The sequence below is a fragment of the Parasphingorhabdus sp. genome (genome assembly GCF_036964675.1).
Taxonomy (GTDB): domain Bacteria; phylum Pseudomonadota; class Alphaproteobacteria; order Sphingomonadales; family Sphingomonadaceae; genus Parasphingorhabdus.
The window spans coordinates 1,825-21,932 of record NZ_JBALTF010000048.1; the positions used below are offsets into that span (position 1 = coordinate 1,825).

The 20,108-nt window shown below is 56.5% G+C and carries 14 protein-coding genes and 1 pseudogene; 6 read left to right on the forward strand and 9 right to left on the reverse strand.

Translation table 11 applies throughout. The features are described 5' to 3' along the window. The 4 genes from V7665_RS09465 to V7665_RS09480 all read right to left on the reverse strand — a co-directional run. On the reverse strand, positions 1-606 hold a 606-nt coding region (locus V7665_RS09465; protein WP_335664293.1), incomplete at its 3' end, for an acyl-CoA dehydrogenase family protein. Positions 607-608: 2 nt separating this feature from the next. Beyond that, a complete protein-coding gene (locus V7665_RS09470; protein ID WP_335664294.1) occupies positions 609-1,850 on the reverse strand; it encodes a dipeptidase in 1,242 nt (413 codons plus the stop codon). 10 nt (positions 1,851-1,860) lie between these two features. Next, positions 1,861-2,925, reverse strand: coding sequence for a polysaccharide deacetylase family protein (locus tag V7665_RS09475; protein ID WP_335664295.1), 1,065 nt, complete (start codon positions 2,923-2,925; stop codon positions 1,861-1,863). A 45-nt stretch (positions 2,926-2,970) separates the two neighbouring features. Next, entirely contained in the window at positions 2,971-4,473 is a 1,503-nt protein-coding gene (locus tag V7665_RS09480) for a CoA-acylating methylmalonate-semialdehyde dehydrogenase (RefSeq protein WP_335664296.1), read from the reverse strand. 90 nt (positions 4,474-4,563) lie between these two features. Between V7665_RS09480 and V7665_RS09485 the strand changes: the two genes are divergently transcribed. Beyond that, positions 4,564-5,487: a DMT family transporter gene (locus tag V7665_RS09485; protein ID WP_335664297.1), complete on the forward strand. Its 924-nt coding sequence runs from the start codon at positions 4,564-4,566 to the stop codon at positions 5,485-5,487. Between the two features lie 835 nt (positions 5,488-6,322). Here V7665_RS09485 and V7665_RS09490 read toward each other — a convergent pair. Together V7665_RS09490 and V7665_RS09495 are read right to left on the reverse strand one after the other, a co-directional pair. Next, on the reverse strand, positions 6,323-8,722 hold the full coding sequence (locus V7665_RS09490) for a YbcC family protein (RefSeq protein WP_335664298.1): 2,400 nt from the start codon (positions 8,720-8,722) through the stop codon (positions 6,323-6,325). Positions 8,723-8,726: 4 nt separating this feature from the next. Continuing rightward, entirely contained in the window at positions 8,727-10,352 is a 1,626-nt protein-coding gene (locus V7665_RS09495) for a proton-conducting transporter transmembrane domain-containing protein (RefSeq protein WP_335664299.1), read from the reverse strand. Between the two features lie 46 nt (positions 10,353-10,398). Between V7665_RS09495 and V7665_RS09500 the strand changes: the two genes are divergently transcribed. The 3 genes from V7665_RS09500 to V7665_RS09510 all read left to right on the forward strand — a co-directional run bounded on the left by V7665_RS09500 (position 10,399) and on the right by V7665_RS09510 (position 15,704). Beyond that, entirely contained in the window at positions 10,399-11,289 is an 891-nt protein-coding gene (locus tag V7665_RS09500) for a LysR family transcriptional regulator (RefSeq protein WP_335664300.1), read from the forward strand. A 605-nt stretch (positions 11,290-11,894) separates the two neighbouring features. Continuing rightward, on the forward strand, positions 11,895-13,931 hold the full coding sequence (locus tag V7665_RS09505; protein WP_335664301.1) for a 3-hydroxyacyl-CoA dehydrogenase NAD-binding domain-containing protein: 2,037 nt from the start codon (positions 11,895-11,897) through the stop codon (positions 13,929-13,931). Positions 13,932-14,036: 105 nt separating this feature from the next. After that, the gene (locus V7665_RS09510) at positions 14,037-15,704 is read left to right on the forward strand and encodes a class I adenylate-forming enzyme family protein (protein ID WP_442955207.1); all 1,668 of its coding nucleotides are present in this window, start codon (positions 14,037-14,039) and stop codon (positions 15,702-15,704) included. 3 nt (positions 15,705-15,707) lie between these two features. Here the strand turns inward: V7665_RS09510 and V7665_RS09515 are convergent, their stop codons facing one another. Both V7665_RS09515 and V7665_RS09520 read right to left on the reverse strand, forming a co-directional pair. After that, entirely contained in the window at positions 15,708-16,637 is a 930-nt protein-coding gene (locus V7665_RS09515; RefSeq protein WP_335664302.1) for an acyl-CoA thioesterase, read from the reverse strand. Between the two features lie 49 nt (positions 16,638-16,686). Continuing rightward, entirely contained in the window at positions 16,687-17,859 is a 1,173-nt protein-coding gene (locus V7665_RS09520; protein WP_335664303.1) for a thiolase family protein, read from the reverse strand. On the opposite strand from V7665_RS09520, the gene V7665_RS09525 reads away from it, so the two are divergent. Then, the gene (locus V7665_RS09525; protein WP_335664304.1) at positions 17,858-18,331 is read left to right on the forward strand and encodes a hypothetical protein; all 474 of its coding nucleotides are present in this window, start codon (positions 17,858-17,860) and stop codon (positions 18,329-18,331) included. The genes V7665_RS09520 and V7665_RS09525 overlap by 2 nt on opposite strands. Before the next feature lie 182 nt (positions 18,332-18,513). Next, the gene (locus tag V7665_RS09530) at positions 18,514-19,764 is read left to right on the forward strand and encodes an adenylate/guanylate cyclase domain-containing protein (protein ID WP_335664305.1); all 1,251 of its coding nucleotides are present in this window, start codon (positions 18,514-18,516) and stop codon (positions 19,762-19,764) included. 57 nt (positions 19,765-19,821) lie between these two features. Here V7665_RS09530 and V7665_RS09535 read toward each other — a convergent pair. After that, a pseudogene (locus tag V7665_RS09535) lies at positions 19,822-20,108 on the reverse strand (copper-transporting ATPase); the annotation flags it as partial.

A 20,108-nucleotide genomic window follows, 5' to 3' on the forward strand; every position in this document is an offset into this window, starting at 1 on the left:
GCCGAGCTTCTTCTCGTTTGCGCCAAAGCTGACGCCCTCCATGTCTTTTTCGATGACAAGACAGGTGACGCCCTTTGCGCCATCATCGGATGTGCGGGTCATGGTGACGTATATCTCGTTCTCGCCGCCGCCGGAAATAAACTGCTTGGAACCGTTGACGATATAATCATCGCCATCGCGCACGGCCTTGGTCTTCAGCGAGGCCGCGTCGGATCCGGCGCCGGCTTCGGTAAGGCAATAGCTCGAAATTTTGTCCATCGGAATCAGGTCAGGTAGATATTTGTCCTTCACCGCCTGTGAGCCGAATGTGTCGATCATCCAGCTTGCCATATTGTGGATCGAGATAAAGGCGCTGGTCGAGGGACAGCCATAAGCCATCGCTTCCATGATGAGCGCCGATTCGAGCCGCCCGAGGCCAATGCCGCCCGATTCCTCGGACACATAAATGCCCCCGAAACCGAGGTCTGCCGCCTGCTTGATCGTGTCGCGCGGAAATATATGCTTTTCATCCCATTCGGCCGCAAATGGCGTGATTGCATCAGCGGTAAATTTCTGCGCCATTTCCTGAATGGCAAGCTGGTCTTCGGTCAGGGAAAATTGGGTCATATCTATTTCTTGTTCTTCGCTATTTGCGCGGCGGTTGATTCGACGCCCCGCATTACCCGCAAGATGTTGCCGCGCGCAATCTTGGCGAGATCGGCGGCGCTATAGCCGCGCCTCGCGAGTTCGGCAAATAGCACGGGGTAGGTCGACACATCGGAGAGGTCGTCGGGTGTGAAGGTGATGCCATCATAATCGCCGCCAAGGCCGATATGATCGATTCCAGATACCGCGCGGATATGATCGATATGGTCGGCGATGTCTTTTGCGGTTACCGGCGGCATCGGATGCGCATCATGCCAGATCGCGAGAGCGGCCGAGCGGGCCGCCGCATCGCCGGGGTTTAAAGCCGCCGCGCGGGCTTCCTCGGCTGTTTGCGCGGCGTCCCAGTCCCGGTTCTCTGCATTGACGTAGGAAGGTACGAAAGTAACCATGACCACTCCGCCATTTGCCGATAACCGCCTCAGGATCGCATCCGGGACATTGCGCGGATGGCGGGTTACACCGTCGGCGGAGCTGTGGCTGAATATTACCGGTGCCCGGGTCGCATCAAGGGCGTCATTCATCGTGGCTTCGGACACATGGCTGAGGTCGACGATCATGCCGAGTCGGTTCATTTCCTGGACCACCGAAACGCCAAATTCCGAAAGGCCGTCACTTTTTGGCGCATCGGTGGCGCTGTCCGCCCAGTCCAGTGTTCTCCAGTGAGTCAGCGTCATATAGCGCGCGCCGAGCGCATAAGTCTGGCGCAGCACCGCCAGCGAATTGCCGATTGAATGCCCGCCTTCCATGCCGATCAGCGAGGCGATGCGGCCATTTTTCTGGGCAGCCTCAACATCCGCAGCCGTCAGCGCCAATTGCAGGTCATCCGGATATTGTGCAACCAGCCGTTGGACGATATCAATCTGTTCGATCACCCGCTGGACCGCTTCAAATTTCGGCAGTTCCGGGTCGATCCAGACCGACCAGAATTGACCGCCGACTCCGCCCTTGCGGAGCCGGGCAATATCAGTGTGCATCGGTTTGGATCCGGTTCCCATCGTTGGAACGGTGTTGCCGAAGTCAAATTTGGTGAAATCGCTGTCGAACCGCTCGGCTATCTGTTCCGGCGAGTCGTTATGGCCGTCAATGACCGGGTTTTTGGCGAGCACCGTTTGTGCGAGCTGTTCCGGCGTTTGTGCCGATGCCGATGATGCCCCCAGCGCGGCGATGACGAGGGCGAGGCTACGAACGATAGTGATTGTTTTCATGGGTCAGGGTCTAGTCGTGCAGGACCCGCTCGGCAAATAGCTTTTTTGCTACTTTTTGATCATTGCGCCGATACCAGCGCTTGCCGATATGGCGTTCGGCCGCGAGCATCTGGGTGCGGGTGCCATCGGCAAAGTCGACATCGGGCTCCATATTGGCGATCGGATCCCGATAGGCCTCGTCGGCGGTGACGATCGTCCATCCGTCGGCCTTGAGCGCGGCAGCCAGATCATCGACAAACATCGCGGCGAGGTCGGTTTCGTGCAGCAATATCATCTGCACAGGCGCCCTGCCCAGCGTGCGCCGTGCCAGATCATCGGAGAAATCGGCGGATTGAACATAGGATTCGACATAGAGATCGCGGAGCGCGTTCCAGTCCATCAGCTTGCCCGATGCCGCAGCGGCGATGGCCTGTTCTTCCATATACCAGTCGGAGGCATCAACCGTGACATAGCCGTTCATCAGGCCGCGCTTTTTCAGGCCAGCCCGCACGGCATCGCGCTTTCCCTTGTCTTTTTGCCCCTCATCGAGAAACGGAAAGCGAAACCAGGGGCGGTAATTGGGCTTGTTTTTCAGCCAGGCTTCTGCGGCATCAATATCGGCCAGGAATTTCTCGGCGGACACAGCGGACAGCTTCATATGATGGGCGGTGTGATTGGCCAGCAGATGGCCTGCTCTGGCATAGGCGGCGATGTCGGCAGCGTCATTGTCATAGGCGGTGATCCGCCCCGGATTGATGAAGAAGACGGCTTGTTCGATGCCTGCGGTTTTCAGAGCTTCAATCAAAAACCGGGGACGCTTGTCCGGCTCGAGAAAGGCCCCCTTGCCGCGCGGCGCATCATCGAAACTGAACGCGATGCGCTTGTCCGACGCGGCAACCGAAGCCGATGCGGGCACCCTCTCGCTCCCGGCATATCCCGGACGCCAGAAAGCGAACAATATGATCGCCAGCAAAATGGACGGCAGGAACAGCCGTGGCGATAGCGCTAGCAACGCCGCACCGGGATCAGAGTTGAGCAGACAGCCATGATCTCCATGTCCGCCCGAAACGCAGGAAAATCCAGCGTTTCGGGACACTTGTCCTGATTTGAAACTCTGCCGGGACTAAGGCTTACCAGACTTTTACCCCATGGTCGGGATGACAAAGGCATCCTTGTTGCCGCCATCGGCTGTACCATCGGGCCAGCGCTGGGTGATGGTCTTGACCTTGGTCCAGAATTTCACACCTTCCATGCCGTGCTGGTTGGTGTCGCCGAAAGCCGAGCGCTTCCAGCCGCCGAAGCTGTGATAGGCGACCGGCACCGGAATTGGTACGTTGATGCCGACCATGCCGACCTGCACCCGGTTGGCGAATTCGCGCGCTGCGTGGCCGTTACGGGTGAAGATTGCGACGCCATTACCATATTGATGTTCGCTCGGCAGGCGCAGCGCTTCCTCGAAATTCTTTGCCCGGACGATTTGCAATACCGGTCCGAAAATCTCTTCCTTGTAGCTTTCCATGTCGGTGGTGACATGGTCGAACAGGGATGGTCCGATGAAACAGCCCTCTTCATGGCCCTGCAACGAGAAGCCGCGGCCATCGACGACAAGCTCTGCGCCCTCATCGACACCCTTCTGAATCCAGCCCTCGACGCGTGCCTTTTGCGCCGGGTTTACCATTGGTCCGTAATGCGCTTCCTCGTCGGTCGAGATGCCGACGCGCAAAGCTGCCATCGCCGGGATCATTTTCTCGCGCAGACGGTCTGCGGTTTCCTCGCCCACCGGCACCACAACCGGCAACGCCATGCAGCGTTCACCGGCCGAACCGAAGGCGGCACCGGACAGGTCGTTGACCACCTGGTCGAGGTCCGCATCGGGCATCACGATGCCGTGGTTTTTCGCCCCGCCCATCGCCTGCACCCGTTTGCCGGCGGCGACGCCGCGCTGGTAGACATAATGGGCAATATCGGATGATCCGACAAAGCTGATCCCGCCGATCGCCGGATGATCGAGAATCGCATCGACCATTTCCTTGTCGCCATGCACGCATTGCAAGATACCGGCTGGCAGTCCTGCTTCATGCATCAGTTCGACCAGCCGCACCGGTACCGACGGATCCCGCTCGGAAGGCTTCAGGATAAACGCATTGCCGGTCGCAATGGCCGGACCGAACATCCACATCGGAATCATCGCCGGGAAGTTAAACGGGGTGATGCCGGCGCCGATGCCGATCGGCTGGCGCATCGAATAGACGTCGATGCCCGGGCCTGCGCCCTGGGTATATTCGCCCTTCAGAACATGCGGAATGCCGCAGCAGAATTCGATGACTTCGAGCCCACGCTGGATGTCGCCCTTGGAATCGGCGATCACCTTGCCATGTTCGATCGACAGCAGATGCGCCAGCTCGTCCATATGCGCTTCGACCAGCTCCTTGAACTTGAACATTACCCGGGCCCGGCGTTGCGGATTGGTTGCGGCCCATTCAGGCTGCGCTGCGAGCGCCGCCTGCACGGCGGTTTCGAGCACGTCTGCATCGCCAAGATCGACCTTGCCCTGAATTCCGCCATTATTGGGATCGAAGATATCGCTCTGGCGGGACGCTGCTGCGGTTCCTCCGGCGGCCAAGACATGGGTGACATTGCGCATTGAAAGACTCCTGATTGCTTTTGCGGGCTATATGCTATTTACCGCAGCAATGCACAACAGCTGTTACCCTATCTTTTATGGCAATATGGCATGAGCGATGACCATGCCGCCGGACAGAACCGGCCGATGGCGGGAATCCTTACCCGGCTGGGTGCGATGCTATCGCTCGGCATCATGTTTGCCTTTGTCAAACTCGCCGGACAGCATGGCGTGCACGTCACCGAGAGCCTGTTCTACCGCCAGCTGACGGCGATGCCGCTGATCTGTTTCCTGATCTGGCGCAGCCAGCGTGGCTGGCCATCGATCGTCTCGAACAAGCACAGGCTGCATATCCTGCGGTCGATCCTCGGCATTTTTGCGATGGGCCTCAATTTCTGGGCGATGACCCTGCTGCCGCTGGCCGATGCCACGACGATCAGCTTTACCGTGCCGATTTTTGCCACCCTGTTCGCCGCCTTGATCCTGCGTGAGCAGGTCGGTATCCGGCGCTGGTCGGCGATCCTGATCGGCTTTATCGGCGTGCTGATCGTGATCCAGCCGGGCGGCTCGCTGATTCCCGCCTTTGGTGCGGCGGTCGCTCTGGGCGGAGCGCTGGTGACGGCATCGGTAACGCTGGTCATCCGCATATTGGGGCGCACTGAAACCAGCGTCGTCACGATCTTCTGGTTTTCCGTCTACACCCTGCCCGCGCTGACCGTCTGCGCCTTCATCTATGGCGGCGGCCATGATGCGCAGACCTGGGGCTATCTGCTCGGCATCGGCATTTTCGGCGCGCTCGGGCAGCTCGGAGTCACCCAGTCGCTGCGCTATGCACCGGTGTCGACGATCGTGCCGATGGATTATAGCGCGCTGATCTGGGCGACCATCTTCGGCATCGCGATCTTCGGTCAATATCCAGGCCTGTCGATCTGGTTCGGCGCGCCAATCATCATCGGTTCCGGCCTGTTCATCGCCTGGCGCGAGCATGTCAGAGCGAGCAAGCAGACAATCGCGAGCGCGAGTGAGAGCGTTTGATCTCCCGCCGCCGATGGCAGAATAGGTGATTTTCAAATAGCGTTCGTCCTGAGCCTGTCGAAGGACCTTTATCGGCACGAACCGCCTTCAATCGCGCCGAAAACAAAAGCTTACACAAACGCGACCTTTTGTTTTCCGCGACCTTTGCCCCAAAGCCGCAGTTTTCTGGCCTTTTCTCTCCGCCACCATGGAGCCGAGTGTGACCTTTCAAACGGGGCGGGAAATCTGATCCGCTTGATGCAGGTGCGCGGGCGATATCGTCGTCAGCTTATCCAAATTGTCAAAGAGCCAAGACGAGGATAAGCGATTGGGGTAGGTGTAGGAAAGACCAATTTGCAATGCCGTCATGCAATGCTGCGATCCGCTTGCCCCGAAGGCAAGCGCTCGCAGCAAACCAGATCAATTGGTGCCAGACAGCGGGAACAGGCAAAGATCAAATCGTGGTCGCGGCAAAAAGCGGACCCTAGCTTTGGCCGCTTTTACCGGCAACAATTGGGTGGTTTGGCGACTTTCCGCTTTTGCGGGGCCAAAGAGCGATCGCGGACACCAAATTTGGGAATGTTGGTCGACAGCTGCGCAGCCAATTGCCGACGTTTAACGAAGCTTGCGCTTAGCCCGAAAGCTGTCGTTCCTGCAAAATCAACGAGAACGAAAGGGGCGCTCTTGATAGAAAAATGCGCACGAAGCGAAAGGAGCGAGAATCACGCTTTCTTGGTCACCTAAAAACAGCGTAAGCTGATTGCGAGCTTTCAAAATTGCTTCGCGAAAAGTGGATGGCTCCTGCTGCTGGGCTTTCAAGGCGGCAGAATATTGGATCTGGCGCTGAGACCATGATTCAGGCCGCCAAAATTTCAAGAGTATCAGGGTTTTTCGCTTCCTTTGTTTGCTGCCACTTTAGATGACCTGAGTAACGCCAGCGCATCAGCCCATTATCGTCCAGTGCAAATAGGTGAAGCCAGCCATTATCAAATAGCTCACGCACAGCTTCGTGTTTCGCCAATATATCGATAATCGCTTCTCGCGGCGCTTCAATGCAGACCGTTAACCGGCGCGGTTCATGCACATATTCGTCGCCATCGTGGATCGATTGCCAAGCCAGTCCCGGGCGCAGGTTGCCGCCATTGCCTTCAATGACGCCAATGCCGCCGACCACATTGTGAAGCAGTTTGTTGCCGCCGCCAAATTGTTCCGGCATCACCGTTGAACCATAATATTGCAGGTTGATCCAGCTGGCGACGACAACCGGAGCGGTCAATATCAGCTCTAGCACGCCAAAGCCTTCATCCGCTCTCCAGTCATAATCATGCAGGAACGCGCTGCCCGCGAAATCCTTTCCAGACGTCCGCGCGCGCGGCGCGGCGATAAAGGCGCTGCATCCAGCAAGGCCCCATTCCGGACGGATTTCGGACCAATCGGTGCTGCGCGCCAATATGTCAGATGCACCATTGGCCCTCGGCAGGCGCAGTGCCCGTTCCCCATTTGCCTGACGCGCCGCTGCTGCCAGCCAGCTTTGGAGTTGGTTTAGATCATCATGATGACCTGGGGCCGGATGGTCCTGTTCATATAATGTGACCCGGTCGGTAGTGGTATCATGCAGCGCGGCAACGAACAGCGTGTCATCAGGAATGGAAATTCCTTTGCCTGCAATTTCAGATCGCACCGCCATATCGTTGAGCAACGCAGCCAGCAAACGGGCGTTCACTTCGCCGGAATAGCCGCCACATGCTCCGCAATTGAGGCCGCTGTGATGCGGATTATTGGCAACGGTTGCGCCATGTCCGGCAAGAACAACAAGGCGCGCAAAATTGCCGGTGAGCGACATGGCGCGCAAAATAGTCGCGGCCATAGCAGAGCGGTCTTCCAGGCCAAGCGCGTCAGTAATTTGCGGTGGCGGCGCTGCCGGAACATGTCTGTCAGTTCTGCCCAAAGCATCACGCACCAGCTTGCCGATATAGATCGGCCCGCTCGCTTCGACAAAAGCGAAAGAGGATACCGCAGCCAGTTTGAACCGGCCCCAGGCGCGAATGGCCCGCGCCTTGTAACGCGCGGCAAGGTCAGCTTCGTGATCCTGTGCATCACCGCTCCGGCTATGCAGACCCGCATTGAGCAAGACCGGCAAGCGGTGCTCGGCAATGTCAGAAGCAAAATCATGATGCGAGGCGGTAAGACCGAAAAATCCGGCAAAGCCGATAGTTTCAATATCAGGGCCTTGCGCCTCGAGTGCGCGCCGGAAAACTTCAGAGCGCACGTCGATGCAAAATGCCATTTGCAATGCAGGCCGCGCTGAACCTCGTTCAGGCGCAGATTGAGCAAGCAAATGTGCCAACTTGCGCTGGCCCGCGCGTTCAAATGCGTCTTGCAAAATGGCATCGACAACCATGTCCAAGTCGGCTTTCACCGGCGCTGCATATTGTTTCATGACATTCTGCCAGGGTTCAACAATTTGCTCGCCATATTGCCGGTAAAGAGCTGCCTCCCAGACCAAGGCAATGGCCAGGCAATCGGTGAGCGTTGCATCATCATCGCCAACCATCTCTGCTTGCCACAGAATATAGCGCGCATATTGCGACCACCCACCCTGAACCGTCAAAAGTCTCTGAAAATACAGCGTGCTGGCATCTTCTGGCAGTTGCAGCAACTTTGCGCAGAAACGGACGACGTCATCCGCATTTTCCGGGCAATCGGCGACAAAGCGTGCAAATCCCGTGAGCCCGGCAATTTCCGGCGTCAGGTCGTGCATCGCAATGGCGCGCCATGCAGCATAGGCGCTTTTGCCCTTTGGCGCGGCCCATAATGCCTGCCCTGCATCAAAATGACCCGCCGCCCATGCACCAAAACGTTCGGTGAAAATGCCGGGCCAGTCCGTTCCGCTGGCATCGGCGGCGAGCTGTGCGATGACAGGCAGTGCCGCGGACGTGGGTTTGTCGGCAGACAAAACCGTCTTTAATTCGGTCAAATCGGACGGACACAGTGGCTCTGCGCTCGCTTCCATTGCAGCAACAAGGTCGCTGTCCGCTATCTCTCCTGCCGCCAGTTTTTCGCGATACCAGACACGCGGCATCGTAATTGCCGATCCGCTCATCCGGCCCAGAAGCGCGCCAGTGTCTGACAACGAAGCAGAAGACTGGCCGAGAAATGGATTGACCGCAACGCTGGAAGCCAGCGGCCAGAGTGGCGGTATGGCGCGCGCGGCACTTTGAGCGGCGGCGCTAATATTATTATTTTCGGGGCTCATGAGTTTAATCTCCCTGCGATCTGGATGAAGGGTGCGACCAGTTGCCCAGCATCCGGTCTGAAATCGCGTTGATGTAAAAGCCATTCGACAGATGGACACGCAGGCCCGCTGCAGCGGGATGCTCTGCCCAGAGCGGGAACATCGCCTGCACGACCGCCACCGCGCCAAAGCTGATGAGCGCGAGGATGATCAGCGCCCATTGCAGCGGCCCCGGTGCGGGCGTTGCGGGTAGTATATCGATCGTGAGCCAAACCGCGCCCGATTGCAGCAGGAAATAACTGATGGTCGCGGCAAGCGAATAGATCACCGTGCGTTTCATCAATGCTTTTGGCGCAGCGTCCGCAAGCCCCTGGGCCAGCAGATAGGCGACGCCGAAAACCAATATTGCACCGAGCGCAATGGCTTGCGGTGATTTCCCGCTCAAGCCCATGAGCAGCCCGATGCCTGCATAAATTACCAGTGCCAGCAGAAACGCGCGGGCGACGGCGGCGGCATTGGCAATGGCAATCGGGCCGGGACGGCGCAGCGATGTGACCATCGCTACCGCGCTACCGGCACCCAGGAAGCTATGGGCCTTGTAGAGCGAATGCGCGACAATATGCAGCAGCGCGAAGGGAAAGAGCGCAAGTCCGCATTGCAGGATCATGAAACCCATCTGGGCAATGGTGGACCATGCGAGCGATGTTTTGACCGCAGGCTGGGTGAGCATGACCAGCCCGCCGAATAGCGCGGTAAAACCTCCGATCATCACCAACGCGGCCATGATACCGGGCGACAGCAGCATGACATCGGCAAATCGGATCAGCAAAAATCCGCCGCCGTTAATGACACCGGCGTGGAGCAACGCGGATACCGGTGTCGGTGTTTCCATCACTTCGGTCAGCCAGCCATGAAACGGAAATTGTGCCGATTTCAGGATTGCAGCAAACGCCAGCAGGGCTGCTGCGCCAATCGTGGCGAACGAAGATTCGTCAGCGCGCGCCAGCGTTAGTATCTGGCCGATGTCAAACGTGCGATAGTGAAAGAATAGCAGAGCCACCGCCGCTACCAGCGCAAGGTCTGTCATACGCGCAGCGATAAATTTTTTCCGGGCGGCGCGCTGCGCACCTTGGCGCTCAGGGTAAAACAGAAGTAGCCGGTGCAGAAAAAGACTAGTCGCCACCCAGGCCAGCACCAGCTGGATAAGATTACCCGCAATCACCAGCATCATAACGGCAAACAGGGTAAGACAAAGCCACAGCGTGAAACGGTTCTGACCCGGCTCCCCATCCAGATACGTCGCGCTGTAGCGCGTCACGATCCATCCGATAAAGCTCACCAAAAGCAACATGATAATGCTGACACTATCGGCGCGGACAGATAGACCATATCCCAAAATTCCGGGCGCAGACCAAATGGTACTGCCGACCGCAATCAGCATCACAGTCGCCGCCAGTGCCACCAGAAATGAGGTAAAAACCAAAGCTTGCGTCGCGGCCAATGCCCGCCCGCCACGCGTTTTTTGCAATAGGCCCGCAATTGCGGCGATCAAAACCAGCAGAGGTGCGAGCAAGGCTAAAAAGTTGAATTCCATATCTAAATTGCCCCGTGTTGGTGAACCGGACCGGCAATAATCAGATGCATCGAGCATTAATAATTCATTGTTTATCAGAAATCATTCTGTTTAAGTGAACGATATGGCTGATCTGAATTATAATCATCTGCGTTATTTCTGGGCTGTCGCCCATGACGGCAATCTGACACGCACGGCAGCAACGTTGAATATTTCGCAATCTGCACTCTCGGTACAGATCAGGAAACTGGAGCAAAGGCTTGGCAACGACCTGTTTGAACGGCGCGGTCGTCAGCTCCATTTGACCGAAGCCGGGCGGATTGCGCTCGACCATGCCGACACAATTTTTGCGGCGGGCAAAGATTTGCTCGGCACATTGTCATCGACCGGGGAAGCGCGGCAAGCATTGCGGATAGGCGCACTGGCCACCCTGTCTCGAAATTTTCAAATGTCTTTTCTCGAACCCGCGCTTGGACAAGATAATGTCGAGATTGTCTTGCGGTCTGGCAGCGCTGACGAGCTGTTTCTCGCGCTAGAGGCTCTGAATCTCGATGTCGTGCTAACCAACCAGTCCGCTCCGCGCGATAATCTTACCCCCTTCATCACGCATCGGATTGCCGAACAGAAAGTCGGATTGATAGGCAATCCGAAACGCCTTGAGGGTGATCAGGAGCTCGATGCACTCTTGCGGGATCACCCGGTCATACTGCCATCTTTAGGAACCAGTGTACGCTCGGGCTTTGATGCCGTGATGGAGCGACAAGGAATTAGGCCGATAATAGCTGCCGAGGTTGATGACATGGCAATGATGCGCCTTCTGGTCCGCGAGGATGCGGGGCTGGCAGTCATTCCACCGATAGTCGTGAAAGACGAGATTGCTGCGGGCAAGTTGCTGGAATCGACGATCAACCTTGAGCTGACGGAGAGTTTTTACGCGGTTACCGTGAAGCGCAAATTTCCGAACCTTCTTTTGGCTATGTTGGTGGACCGATATTCCGAGACAAATTTGTCCTGATCCGGATCCTATTTCGGAATAAAATCAGAGCATATAGCCAGATCGCCAACTTCATTTTGAATTGATCTGAATGGCTGATGCCACAATAGAAAATACTCAACAGCCTCTGATCATTGTCAGGCAGAAGATGAGGCGAGCCTCTCGCCTTTTAAGCATCAATGATGTTGAATCGAAACATGCTGCTTGGAATGTAGCGGAACAAATGGCGACTTATCTTCTGCTCCCAATTCAGACCTGCCATTCCGCTTACCGCCCATTACCAGCCCATATATTCTGTCCGATGGAATGACCAGTTTCAGGCAACGGCAGTTTCCCGGCAGGAAACCGTTCTCAAGCCCCTATTTGATGTTGATCCCAATTGATGAACGAGATTCCGATAACAGCCGCCTTATCCGTTCGCCAAATTCACGGTGTCTCAAGCTTGGCAAACCTCAGCAAGCTTGCCAAAGCGTCGATAGATCCGACTCGATTTTTCACTTTTATGTCTTATTGTTACGAGCCTGATGCTGTTTATGATATTCGGATATCTAGCCGTTTCATGCACGCAATTGACATGCCGCAACGCATCTGTTCTGCATCTAGGCATGATCTTGAAGGAGAGAAAAATGTCGGTCGTTACTACGGAAAAGCAACAAAATGTCTTGGTTATCATCTCAAACAATCCTCCGGTGAATGCGCTGGGTGCCGCCGTTCGCCAGGGACTGGTCGATGGGATCGAGAAGGCCATGTCCGATGACGAGATAGAAGCTGTGGTCATCCGGTGTGATGGACGTACATTTTTTGCCGGCGCGGATATCACGGAATTCGGCAAGCCGATGAAAGGGCCCAATCTTGCTGATGCCCTTGATCGGTTGGAAGCAAGCAGCAAGCCGGTTGTCGCGGCAATCCACGGAACTGCCTTGGGCGGCGGCTGTGAGGTTGCTTTGGCCTGTCACTACCGGGTTGCGGTGCCATCAGCGAAAATGGGCTTGCCAGAAGTCAAATTGGGTCTGATCCCCGGCGCCGCCGGAACCCAGCGCCTGCCGCGCGTCGTTGGCGCAGAAGCCGCCTTGCCGATGATCGTGATCGGCAATCCAGTTTCGGCCGCAAAAGCACATGCCATCGGGCTGGTTGACAAGATTGTTGGTGAAGACAGTCTGGCCGAGGATGCAATTGCATTTGCCCGCGAACAGATCGGCAAGGCGCCGCCCCGCTCTTCCGAAGGTACAGCCAATGAAGATGGTATAAAGAATCCGGCGATATTTGATGAATTCCGGCAAAAAAATGGTCGTAAAATTCGTGGGTTCGAGGCTCCGGAAGCAGCCATTCAGGCGGTGAAAGCGGCGGGAGAGCTGTCCTATGCCGAGGGCGTGAAAAAAGAGCGCGAGCTGTTCATGAAGCTCATGACCGGCACGCAATCGGCGGCCATGCGCCACTATTTCTTTGCCGAGCGCGCGGCCAACAAGATTGACGGTATTGATCCGAAAATTGATCTGATTCCAATCAAGAAGGTCGGAATCCTGGGAGCCGGGACGATGGGCGGCGGCATCGGCATGAATTTTCTCTCCGCTGGTATTCCTGTCACCATTGTCGAATTGAAAGAGGAAGCGCTTGACCGCGGCGTTGGCGTGATCCGCAAAAATTACGAGAATACGGCCAAGCGCGGCCGCATGACTGAGCAACAGGTCGAAGATGCGATGAGTATTTTGACTCCCAGCCTGTCTTATGACGATCTCGCTGATTGCGACCTGGTAATCGAAGCCGTGTTTGAAAATATGGATGTTAAAAAAGAGGTCTTCACCAAGCTTGATAGCATTGTGAAACAGGGCGCGATCCTCGCCAGCAACACCAGCTACCTGAATATTGACGAGATCGCAGCGGTGACCAAGCGGCCCGAATATGTCCTGGGCCTGCACTTTTTCTCGCCAGCCAATGTGATGAAATTGCTGGAAATCGTGCGTGGTGAAAAGACCGCCGATGACGTGCTGATGACGGCGATGAACCTGTCGAAGAAGATCGGCAAGGTCGCGGCGGTCTCGGGTGTTTGTCCCGGCTTTATCGGCAACCGGATGCTGAGCCCGCGTCAGGAGCAGGCCAATCTCATGATCATGGAAGGGGCCAATTACTGGGAAGTCGACGATGTGTTGCTCGACTTCGGCTTTCCAATGGGGCCGTTCCAGATGTCCGATCTGGCCGGTGTCGACATCGGCTGGCATCGCGATCCGGAGCGCATCGAAACACTCCGCGATGCCTTGTGCGCCGTCGGTCGCTGGGGCCAGAAAGTCGGCAAGGGCTTTTATGATTATGATGAAGCGCGTCAACGGACGCCCTCCGATGAAGTCAAGCAGATCATCGCCGAGTTCGCCGCCAAAGCCGGCAAGGAACAGCGCACAATTTCCAAGGACGAAATTCGCGAGCGGCTGCTTTATCCCATGGTCAACGAAGGGGCCAAAATCCTTGAAGAAGGCATGGCGCAACGCGCCAGCGATATCGATGTCGTCTGGATCAACGGCTACGGCTGGCCGCTTTATACCGGCGGCCCGATGTTCTGGGCCGATACGGTTGGACTCGACAAAATCGTAGCCGGTCTGAAAAAACATGATCTGCCGGTGGCAAATTTGCTCAAGGAAAAAGCCGATGCAGGAGGCAAATTTAACGGATAGCCTCACGCTAATCGATTAGGAGAGAATGATTTGTCAGTTCAAGCAATAGATCCGCTGGAAAAGTGGACGTCGCCCGCTGGATGGCCGGTACGTTCACGCAAGGATGTGGAAACGTTACTCTGCGCGCCGGGCCAGCCGTTTGAAATGGAAATGGTCGATATTGACGGGGTCGCAACCCGCGTCTGGAAAAATGCCCATCCCAGTCTCGCCGCTCTGGCGGAACATGCGCGCGGCCATGGCGACAGTGAATTTCTGATATTTGAAGACGAGCGCGTCACCTATGCCAACTGGTATCGAGCCGTAGCCGCTCTGGCCGTCGAGCTTCAGAAAATAGGTGTATCCAAGGGTGACCGGGTATCGCTGGCGATGCGCAATCTGCCCGAATGGCCAGTGATATTCTTTGCGGCAACTTCGATCGGGGCCATTGTGGTCCCGCTCAACGCATGGTGGACCGATCAGGAACTGGTGTTCGGACTGGAGAATTCGGAAACCAGTGTATTGCTGTGCGATGCCGAGCGATGGGACCGCATTTCGCCGCATCTGGCGGATCTACCGGATTTGAAACATGTGATCGTGTCCCGCAGCCAGACTGCATTGGCAGCGCCGGCACGTCCGCTCGAAGATATCATCGGTCGACCCAATGGCTATGGCGATCTGCCGGATCAGAACCTCCCCGCCGTAGATATTGCACCGGATGATCCGTCGACGATTTTCTATACCAGCGGCACAACCGGGCAACCCAAGGGCGCGCTCGGCACGCATCGCAATCTGACCACCAACGCTGTGACCGTCGGCTATTCCGGAGCCGCGCAAGCGTTGCGCAGGGGAGATGAGCTGCCTGAACCAACGACGCGGGTCGGCTTGACGGTGGTACCGATGTTCCATTGCACCGCCTGTTCCGCCACCATGATGCCGACCGTGCATGGCGGCCACAAGATGATCTTCCTGCACAAGTGGGACACGGTCCAGGCGATGGCAATAATTGAACGGGAAAAGGTCAATGCAACCGGCGGTGTGCCGTTTATCGCCTGGCAATTGATCGAACATCCGGATCGCGAGAAATATGACCTGAGTTCGATCGATTCGATCAGCTATGGCGGTGCGCCTTCAGCACCCGAACTGGCCCGGAAGATCTTTGAAGTTTTTGGCGCGCTGCCCGGCAATGGCTGGGGAATGACCGAAACCATGGCGACGGTCACCTCGCATAGCGCGGAGGATTATCTCAACCGCCCGACCAGTTGCGGCCCGCCGGTCGCCGCTGCCGACCTGAAGGTCATGAGCGAGGACGGAGCCTCCGAAATGCCGATTGGCGAAGTCGGAGAACTTTGGGCCCGTGGTCCGATGATTGTAAAAGGCTATTGGAAACGTCCGGAAGCGACCGCTGAAACTTTCGTCGATGGCTGGGTCCGCACCGGTGATCTGGCGCGATTGGACGATGAGGGTTTCTGCTATATCGTCGACCGCGCGAAAGACATGATCATTCGCGGCGGGGAGAATATCTACTCATCCGAGGTCGAGAATGTCCTCTACGACCATCCGGCGGTGATGGATGCCGCGCTGATTGGTATCGATCACAAGATGCTGGGCGAAGAACCGGCAGCCATTGTCCAACTGGCACCCGGGAAAACAGCCAGTGAAGCGGAATTGCAGGAGTGGGTCCGCCAACGGCTGGCGAATTTCAAAGTGCCGGTAAAGATTCTGTTCCGCACAGAAAGCCTGCCGCGCAACGCCAATGGCAAGATATTGAAGAAGGATCTGAAATCGCTGTTCTGAGGCTCAATCGCTTTTCGGTGCCAGGCGGATCATGCCTTCCTGCACCGCTGAAGCGATCAAAATCCCGTCTTGCGTGTAGAGTGACCCGCGATTGAGACCGCGCGTATGGCCGGTCCAGTCGCTGTCCATGACATAGCAGATCCATTGATCGATCCTGAAATCGTCATGGAACCACATCGCGTGGTCGAGGCTGGTCGAGAATAGACCGGGCGTGGTCCAGTGCAATCCGTGCGGAATCATCGACGTCGAGAGCAATCCCATATCGGATGCAAAGGCCAGCGTTGCGCGGTGGATAAGCGGATCATCCGGCAGCGGTGCGACCGTCTTTAACCATTGATATTGCCGCGCGTCCCGGGTTTTGCCTTCCGGCCGAAAGCTGCGAACATCAAACGGCCGCGGCATACTCATCCGCTCGATATGCTCATCCGAAACCTGCGGATTGCGGGCAATCTGCTCCATCGCGCTCATACATTGCTCGGGCGGCAACACATCCGGCATCTTTATTTGATGCTCGAGCCCTTCGGCGGGTTTCTGGAAAGAGGCCGTCAGGTTGAAGATGACCTTGTCATTCTGCCGGACAACGACCCTGCGATTGGAGATGCTGCGGCCATCAAAATCGCGATGTACCCGGAAATGCAGCGGCTTGGTTTCATCGCCGGCGCGCAGAAAATAGGAATGGAGCGAATGAATATTCTTCTCGTCATCCACCGTGCGATCGGCAGCGACAATCGCCTGGGCGATCACCTGACCACCGAAAATCCGTTCGCGCGCGGTTGAACTGAGCGCTGGAAATATAAACTCATCTTCACCATCCGTGGACAGGCTAAAGGTACGGAGCAATCCGGCTATCAGCTTCTCCGCAGACACGGAGGAGCGATTGGCCAAAGCATCCGACAACCGGCGTTCGACTTGTTCGTCAGTAAGTTGATCCAAAACTACTTCTATTCCTTAAAATGCGCCAAGCTGCGGGTATAGTCAGCGTTCAGGGATAAATCTCGAACAGTCCGGCACCGCCCTGACCGCCCCCGATGCACATGGTGACCACGCCCCATTTTGCGCCGCGACGGCGGCCTTCCTGCAACAGATGCCCGGCACAGCGCGCACCGGTCATGCCAAAGGGATGGCCGATAGAGATCGAGCCGCCATTCACATTATATTTCTCTGGATCAATGCCCAGGCGATCGCGGCTGTACAGGCACTGGCTGGCGAAGGCTTCGTTCAGTTCCCAGATATCGATATCATCAACGGTCAGACCCTGCCGTTCAAGCAATTTCGGAACAGCAAATACCGGGCCAATGCCCATTTCATCGGGTTCGCATCCGGCAACGGCCCAGGACACAAAACGCCCCAGCGGCTTCAGTCCGCGGCGTTCCGCTTCCCTGGCTTCCATCAGCACGAGAGCAGCAGCTCCGTCGGACAACTGGCTGGCGTTGCCGGCCGTGATAAATTTGTCTTCGCCCATGATCGGTTTCAGACTGGCCAGTCCTTCCAAGGTGGTTGTCGGGCGATTGCACTCGTCCCGGTCAACCGTATAGTCGACGATGGTTTCTTCCTTGGTTTCCTTGTCGACCAATTTCATCCTGGTCTGCATCGGGACGATTTCCTCGGCAAACAGTCCAGCTTGCTGGGCCGCCGCCATCCGCTGCTGCGATTGCAGGGAATATTCATCCTGATATTCACGACTGATATTATAGCGCTCCGCGACAATATCGGCCGTTTCGATCATTGGCATGAAGATCGCCGGGGCAATTTTCAGAATGTCCTCATCGATCGATCCTTCCGGCGCCCGGGGGCCCTGCATCGAAATGCTCTCGACACCGCCCGCAACCACGCAATCGGCACCATCGCTGCGAATATGGTTTGCAGCGATGGCAATGGCTTGCATGCCGGATGAACAGAACCGGTTGACCGTCGCTCCAGCTGTAGTTTTTGGCAGGCCCGCGAGAAGCGCCGCATTGCGTCCGATATTGGGAGCGCCATGCGCCACATTGCCGATCATGCAATCATCAATGAAGCTGCTTTCCACGCCCGATTTTGCGACCGCATGTTTGATCGCGTGCGCCGCCATGGTCATCGGCGGGGTAATGTTGAAGCCACCACGACCCGCCTTGGCGAGTCCCGTGCGGGCATAAGATACGATGACAGCTTCACGCATGCTGAATTCTCCTTTTGGTCTTGCCGAAACCGCTGTTTTGAGTGCAGCGGGCTATTTGGTTGCCGAACTATACGAGGCCGGTTCAAAATGTCCACGCTCTGCAACCCTTGCGACCATTAAATCCGACAAAAGTGAACGCCAGCAAATGGAACGAACGCATTCATTCACCAAAAATTTGACCAAATGGTTGCTAGGTAATCTGGAGTTTCGAAATCAGACTGTTCGCGAACGGTCCAATTCCAGCCCTTGGACTTTGTCCAATCAAATGGCGGGTTTCAGGAAACGAAATTACGGTCGAGAATGGCCGAAATTGGGGCGGAAGCTGCCAGCCAGCCTCCGCATCCATGTCCGCTCTCGCACCCCAAGCGGAATTACTTCGCCACCGCCCCACCTTCTCGAAAAACGCCAGCAGTTGGCAAATTTTCCCCGTTGCTCCGCCGGCCAACCCGAAACAATTCCGTCGCTGATATAACCGGCAGCACCGCGAAAGACTGACCAGAAATTACAAATTTTTAGCCCGCCTCAGGGATTGGATCAAAAACAACCACTAGTTAATAGTCGTATCCTATAGCTCTGTGATAGAAGGGTGCGATTGTAGGCTTTGCGGCGGGCGGTTTGTTCCGGCCTGCGACCGTTTCATCCGGGGAGTTGAAAATGGCATTTATCAATCATTTTGCCGAGGCCGAAGACGAGCTGAAATATGTGCACGACGAGCGCACATCCCGGCTCAAGGCGACCCGGGCGGTTATCATTCTCGGGCCGCTGATTTTCCTTGGCTTCTTCATGATGACCCCGGTGTTTTCGTCGAACCAGGCCTTTGCGACCTTCAATATAACGACGATGGTGATTGTCGGCTTTTTTGCACTGGCGATCTTTGCCACGACCAACCGCCATTATATCGAATGGCGCTGGCTCGACATGTTGCCGTTCGTTGCCATGACCATCGCCGCGGCTGTCCTGATGGCGGTCCTGTTGCGCACCACCGCTGCCAATGATCTTGATATCACCAAGATTTCCGTGGTCTTCTTTGGCCTGATCTACTTCATTGCCAGCGTCGCCTTTGTCGCCAATGTGAAGCTGTTCGTGATCTGGGCGATCGGCACGCTCGGCGTGTTCATCGGTTTTATGGACAATCATGGCATCGACGTCGACGAAATGTATCACACTATCGTCAACATCAGCTTCTTTCTGCTGTTCGCGATATTCTCCAACTGGGAGGCCGACCGCCGGGCGCGGGCGATGTATGTGGCGCGCCAGGAGCTCAATCAGGAACGCAAGAAGACCGAGAAACTGCTCTATAATGTCTTGCCGCAAGCGGTCGCCACACGGCTCCGGGCAGGCGAAGTGGTAGCCGATTCCTTCTCCGATATTTCGGTCGTTTTCATCGATATTGTCGGCTTTTCGAAACTCTCCAAACAGCTCACGCCTGGTCATCTGGTCGAGCAATTGAACGGGTTTTTCCTGATCGCCGATCAATGTGCGGACCGCTATGGCATCGAAAAGGTGAAGACCATCGGCGATTGCTATCTCGCGGTATCGGGCGGCACGGCTTCCAATGGACCCGGCGCGAAAGATGCGGTCAGTTTTGCAAAAGATGTGATCGCGGAAATGCAAAGCAGGGCGACGGAAGGCGGGATCGACATTCAATTGCGGGTCGGCATTCATTCTGGCCCGGTCGTCGGCGGCGTCGTCGGCACGAACCGGCTTGCCTATGATTATTGGGGTGATACGATGAACATCGCCAGCAGGATTGAAGGCGCTGCCGAGCCAAACGGGATTGCCGTATCTGCAGCCACCTATTATCAGTGTACCGGCAGCCATGAATTCGATTTGCCCGAAACCATCACGCTGAAGGGCGTTGGAGATACGGTGATTTACCGAATCAAGCCCGATATTGCGGAATGATCTATCGGCGGGTTTTCTCGCGCGGCGCCGGCCGGATTGCCGGGTACCATCGCGCCGCTAAAGCGACTTCCGCCGCAGCCGTAGCGCATTGCCGATCACCGATACCGAGGACAGGCTCATCGCTGCAGCCGCGATCATCGGGCTGAGCAGGATCCCGAACCAGGGATATAAGATGCCCGCCGCCACCGGCACGCCGAGCGCGTTGTAGAAAAAGGCAAAGAACAGATTCTGCCGGATATTGCCCATGGTCAGCTGGCTGAGCCGCCGCGCCTTGGCGATGCCGCCGAGATCGCCCTTGACCAGAGTGATGCCGGCGCTTTCCATGGCGACGTCGGTGCCGGTGC

Bases quoted from the DNA above. Each gene is read 5' to 3' on its own strand.
- V7665_RS09470 (WP_335664294.1), bottom strand. From the start codon at position 1,850: ATGAAAACAATCACTATCGTTCGTAGCCTCGCCCTCGTCATCGCCGCG.
- V7665_RS09480 (WP_335664296.1), bottom strand. From the start codon at position 4,473: ATGCGCAATGTCACCCATGTCTTGGCCGCCGGAGGAACCGCAGCAGCG.
- V7665_RS09485 (WP_335664297.1), top strand. From the start codon at position 4,564: ATGAGCGATGACCATGCCGCCGGACAGAACCGGCCGATGGCGGGAATC.
- V7665_RS09490 (WP_335664298.1), bottom strand. From the start codon at position 8,722: ATGAGCCCCGAAAATAATAATATTAGCGCCGCCGCTCAAAGTGCCGCG.
- V7665_RS09495 (WP_335664299.1), bottom strand. From the start codon at position 10,352: ATGCTCGATGCATCTGATTATTGCCGGTCCGGTTCACCAACACGGGGC.
- V7665_RS09500 (WP_335664300.1), top strand. From the start codon at position 10,399: ATGGCTGATCTGAATTATAATCATCTGCGTTATTTCTGGGCTGTCGCC.
- V7665_RS09505 (WP_335664301.1), top strand. From the start codon at position 11,895: ATGTCGGTCGTTACTACGGAAAAGCAACAAAATGTCTTGGTTATCATC.
- V7665_RS09525 (WP_335664304.1), top strand. From the start codon at position 17,858: ATGCTGAATTCTCCTTTTGGTCTTGCCGAAACCGCTGTTTTGAGTGCA.
- V7665_RS09520 (WP_335664303.1), bottom strand. From the start codon at position 17,859: ATGCGTGAAGCTGTCATCGTATCTTATGCCCGCACGGGACTCGCCAAG.
- V7665_RS09530 (WP_335664305.1), top strand. From the start codon at position 18,514: ATGGCATTTATCAATCATTTTGCCGAGGCCGAAGACGAGCTGAAATAT.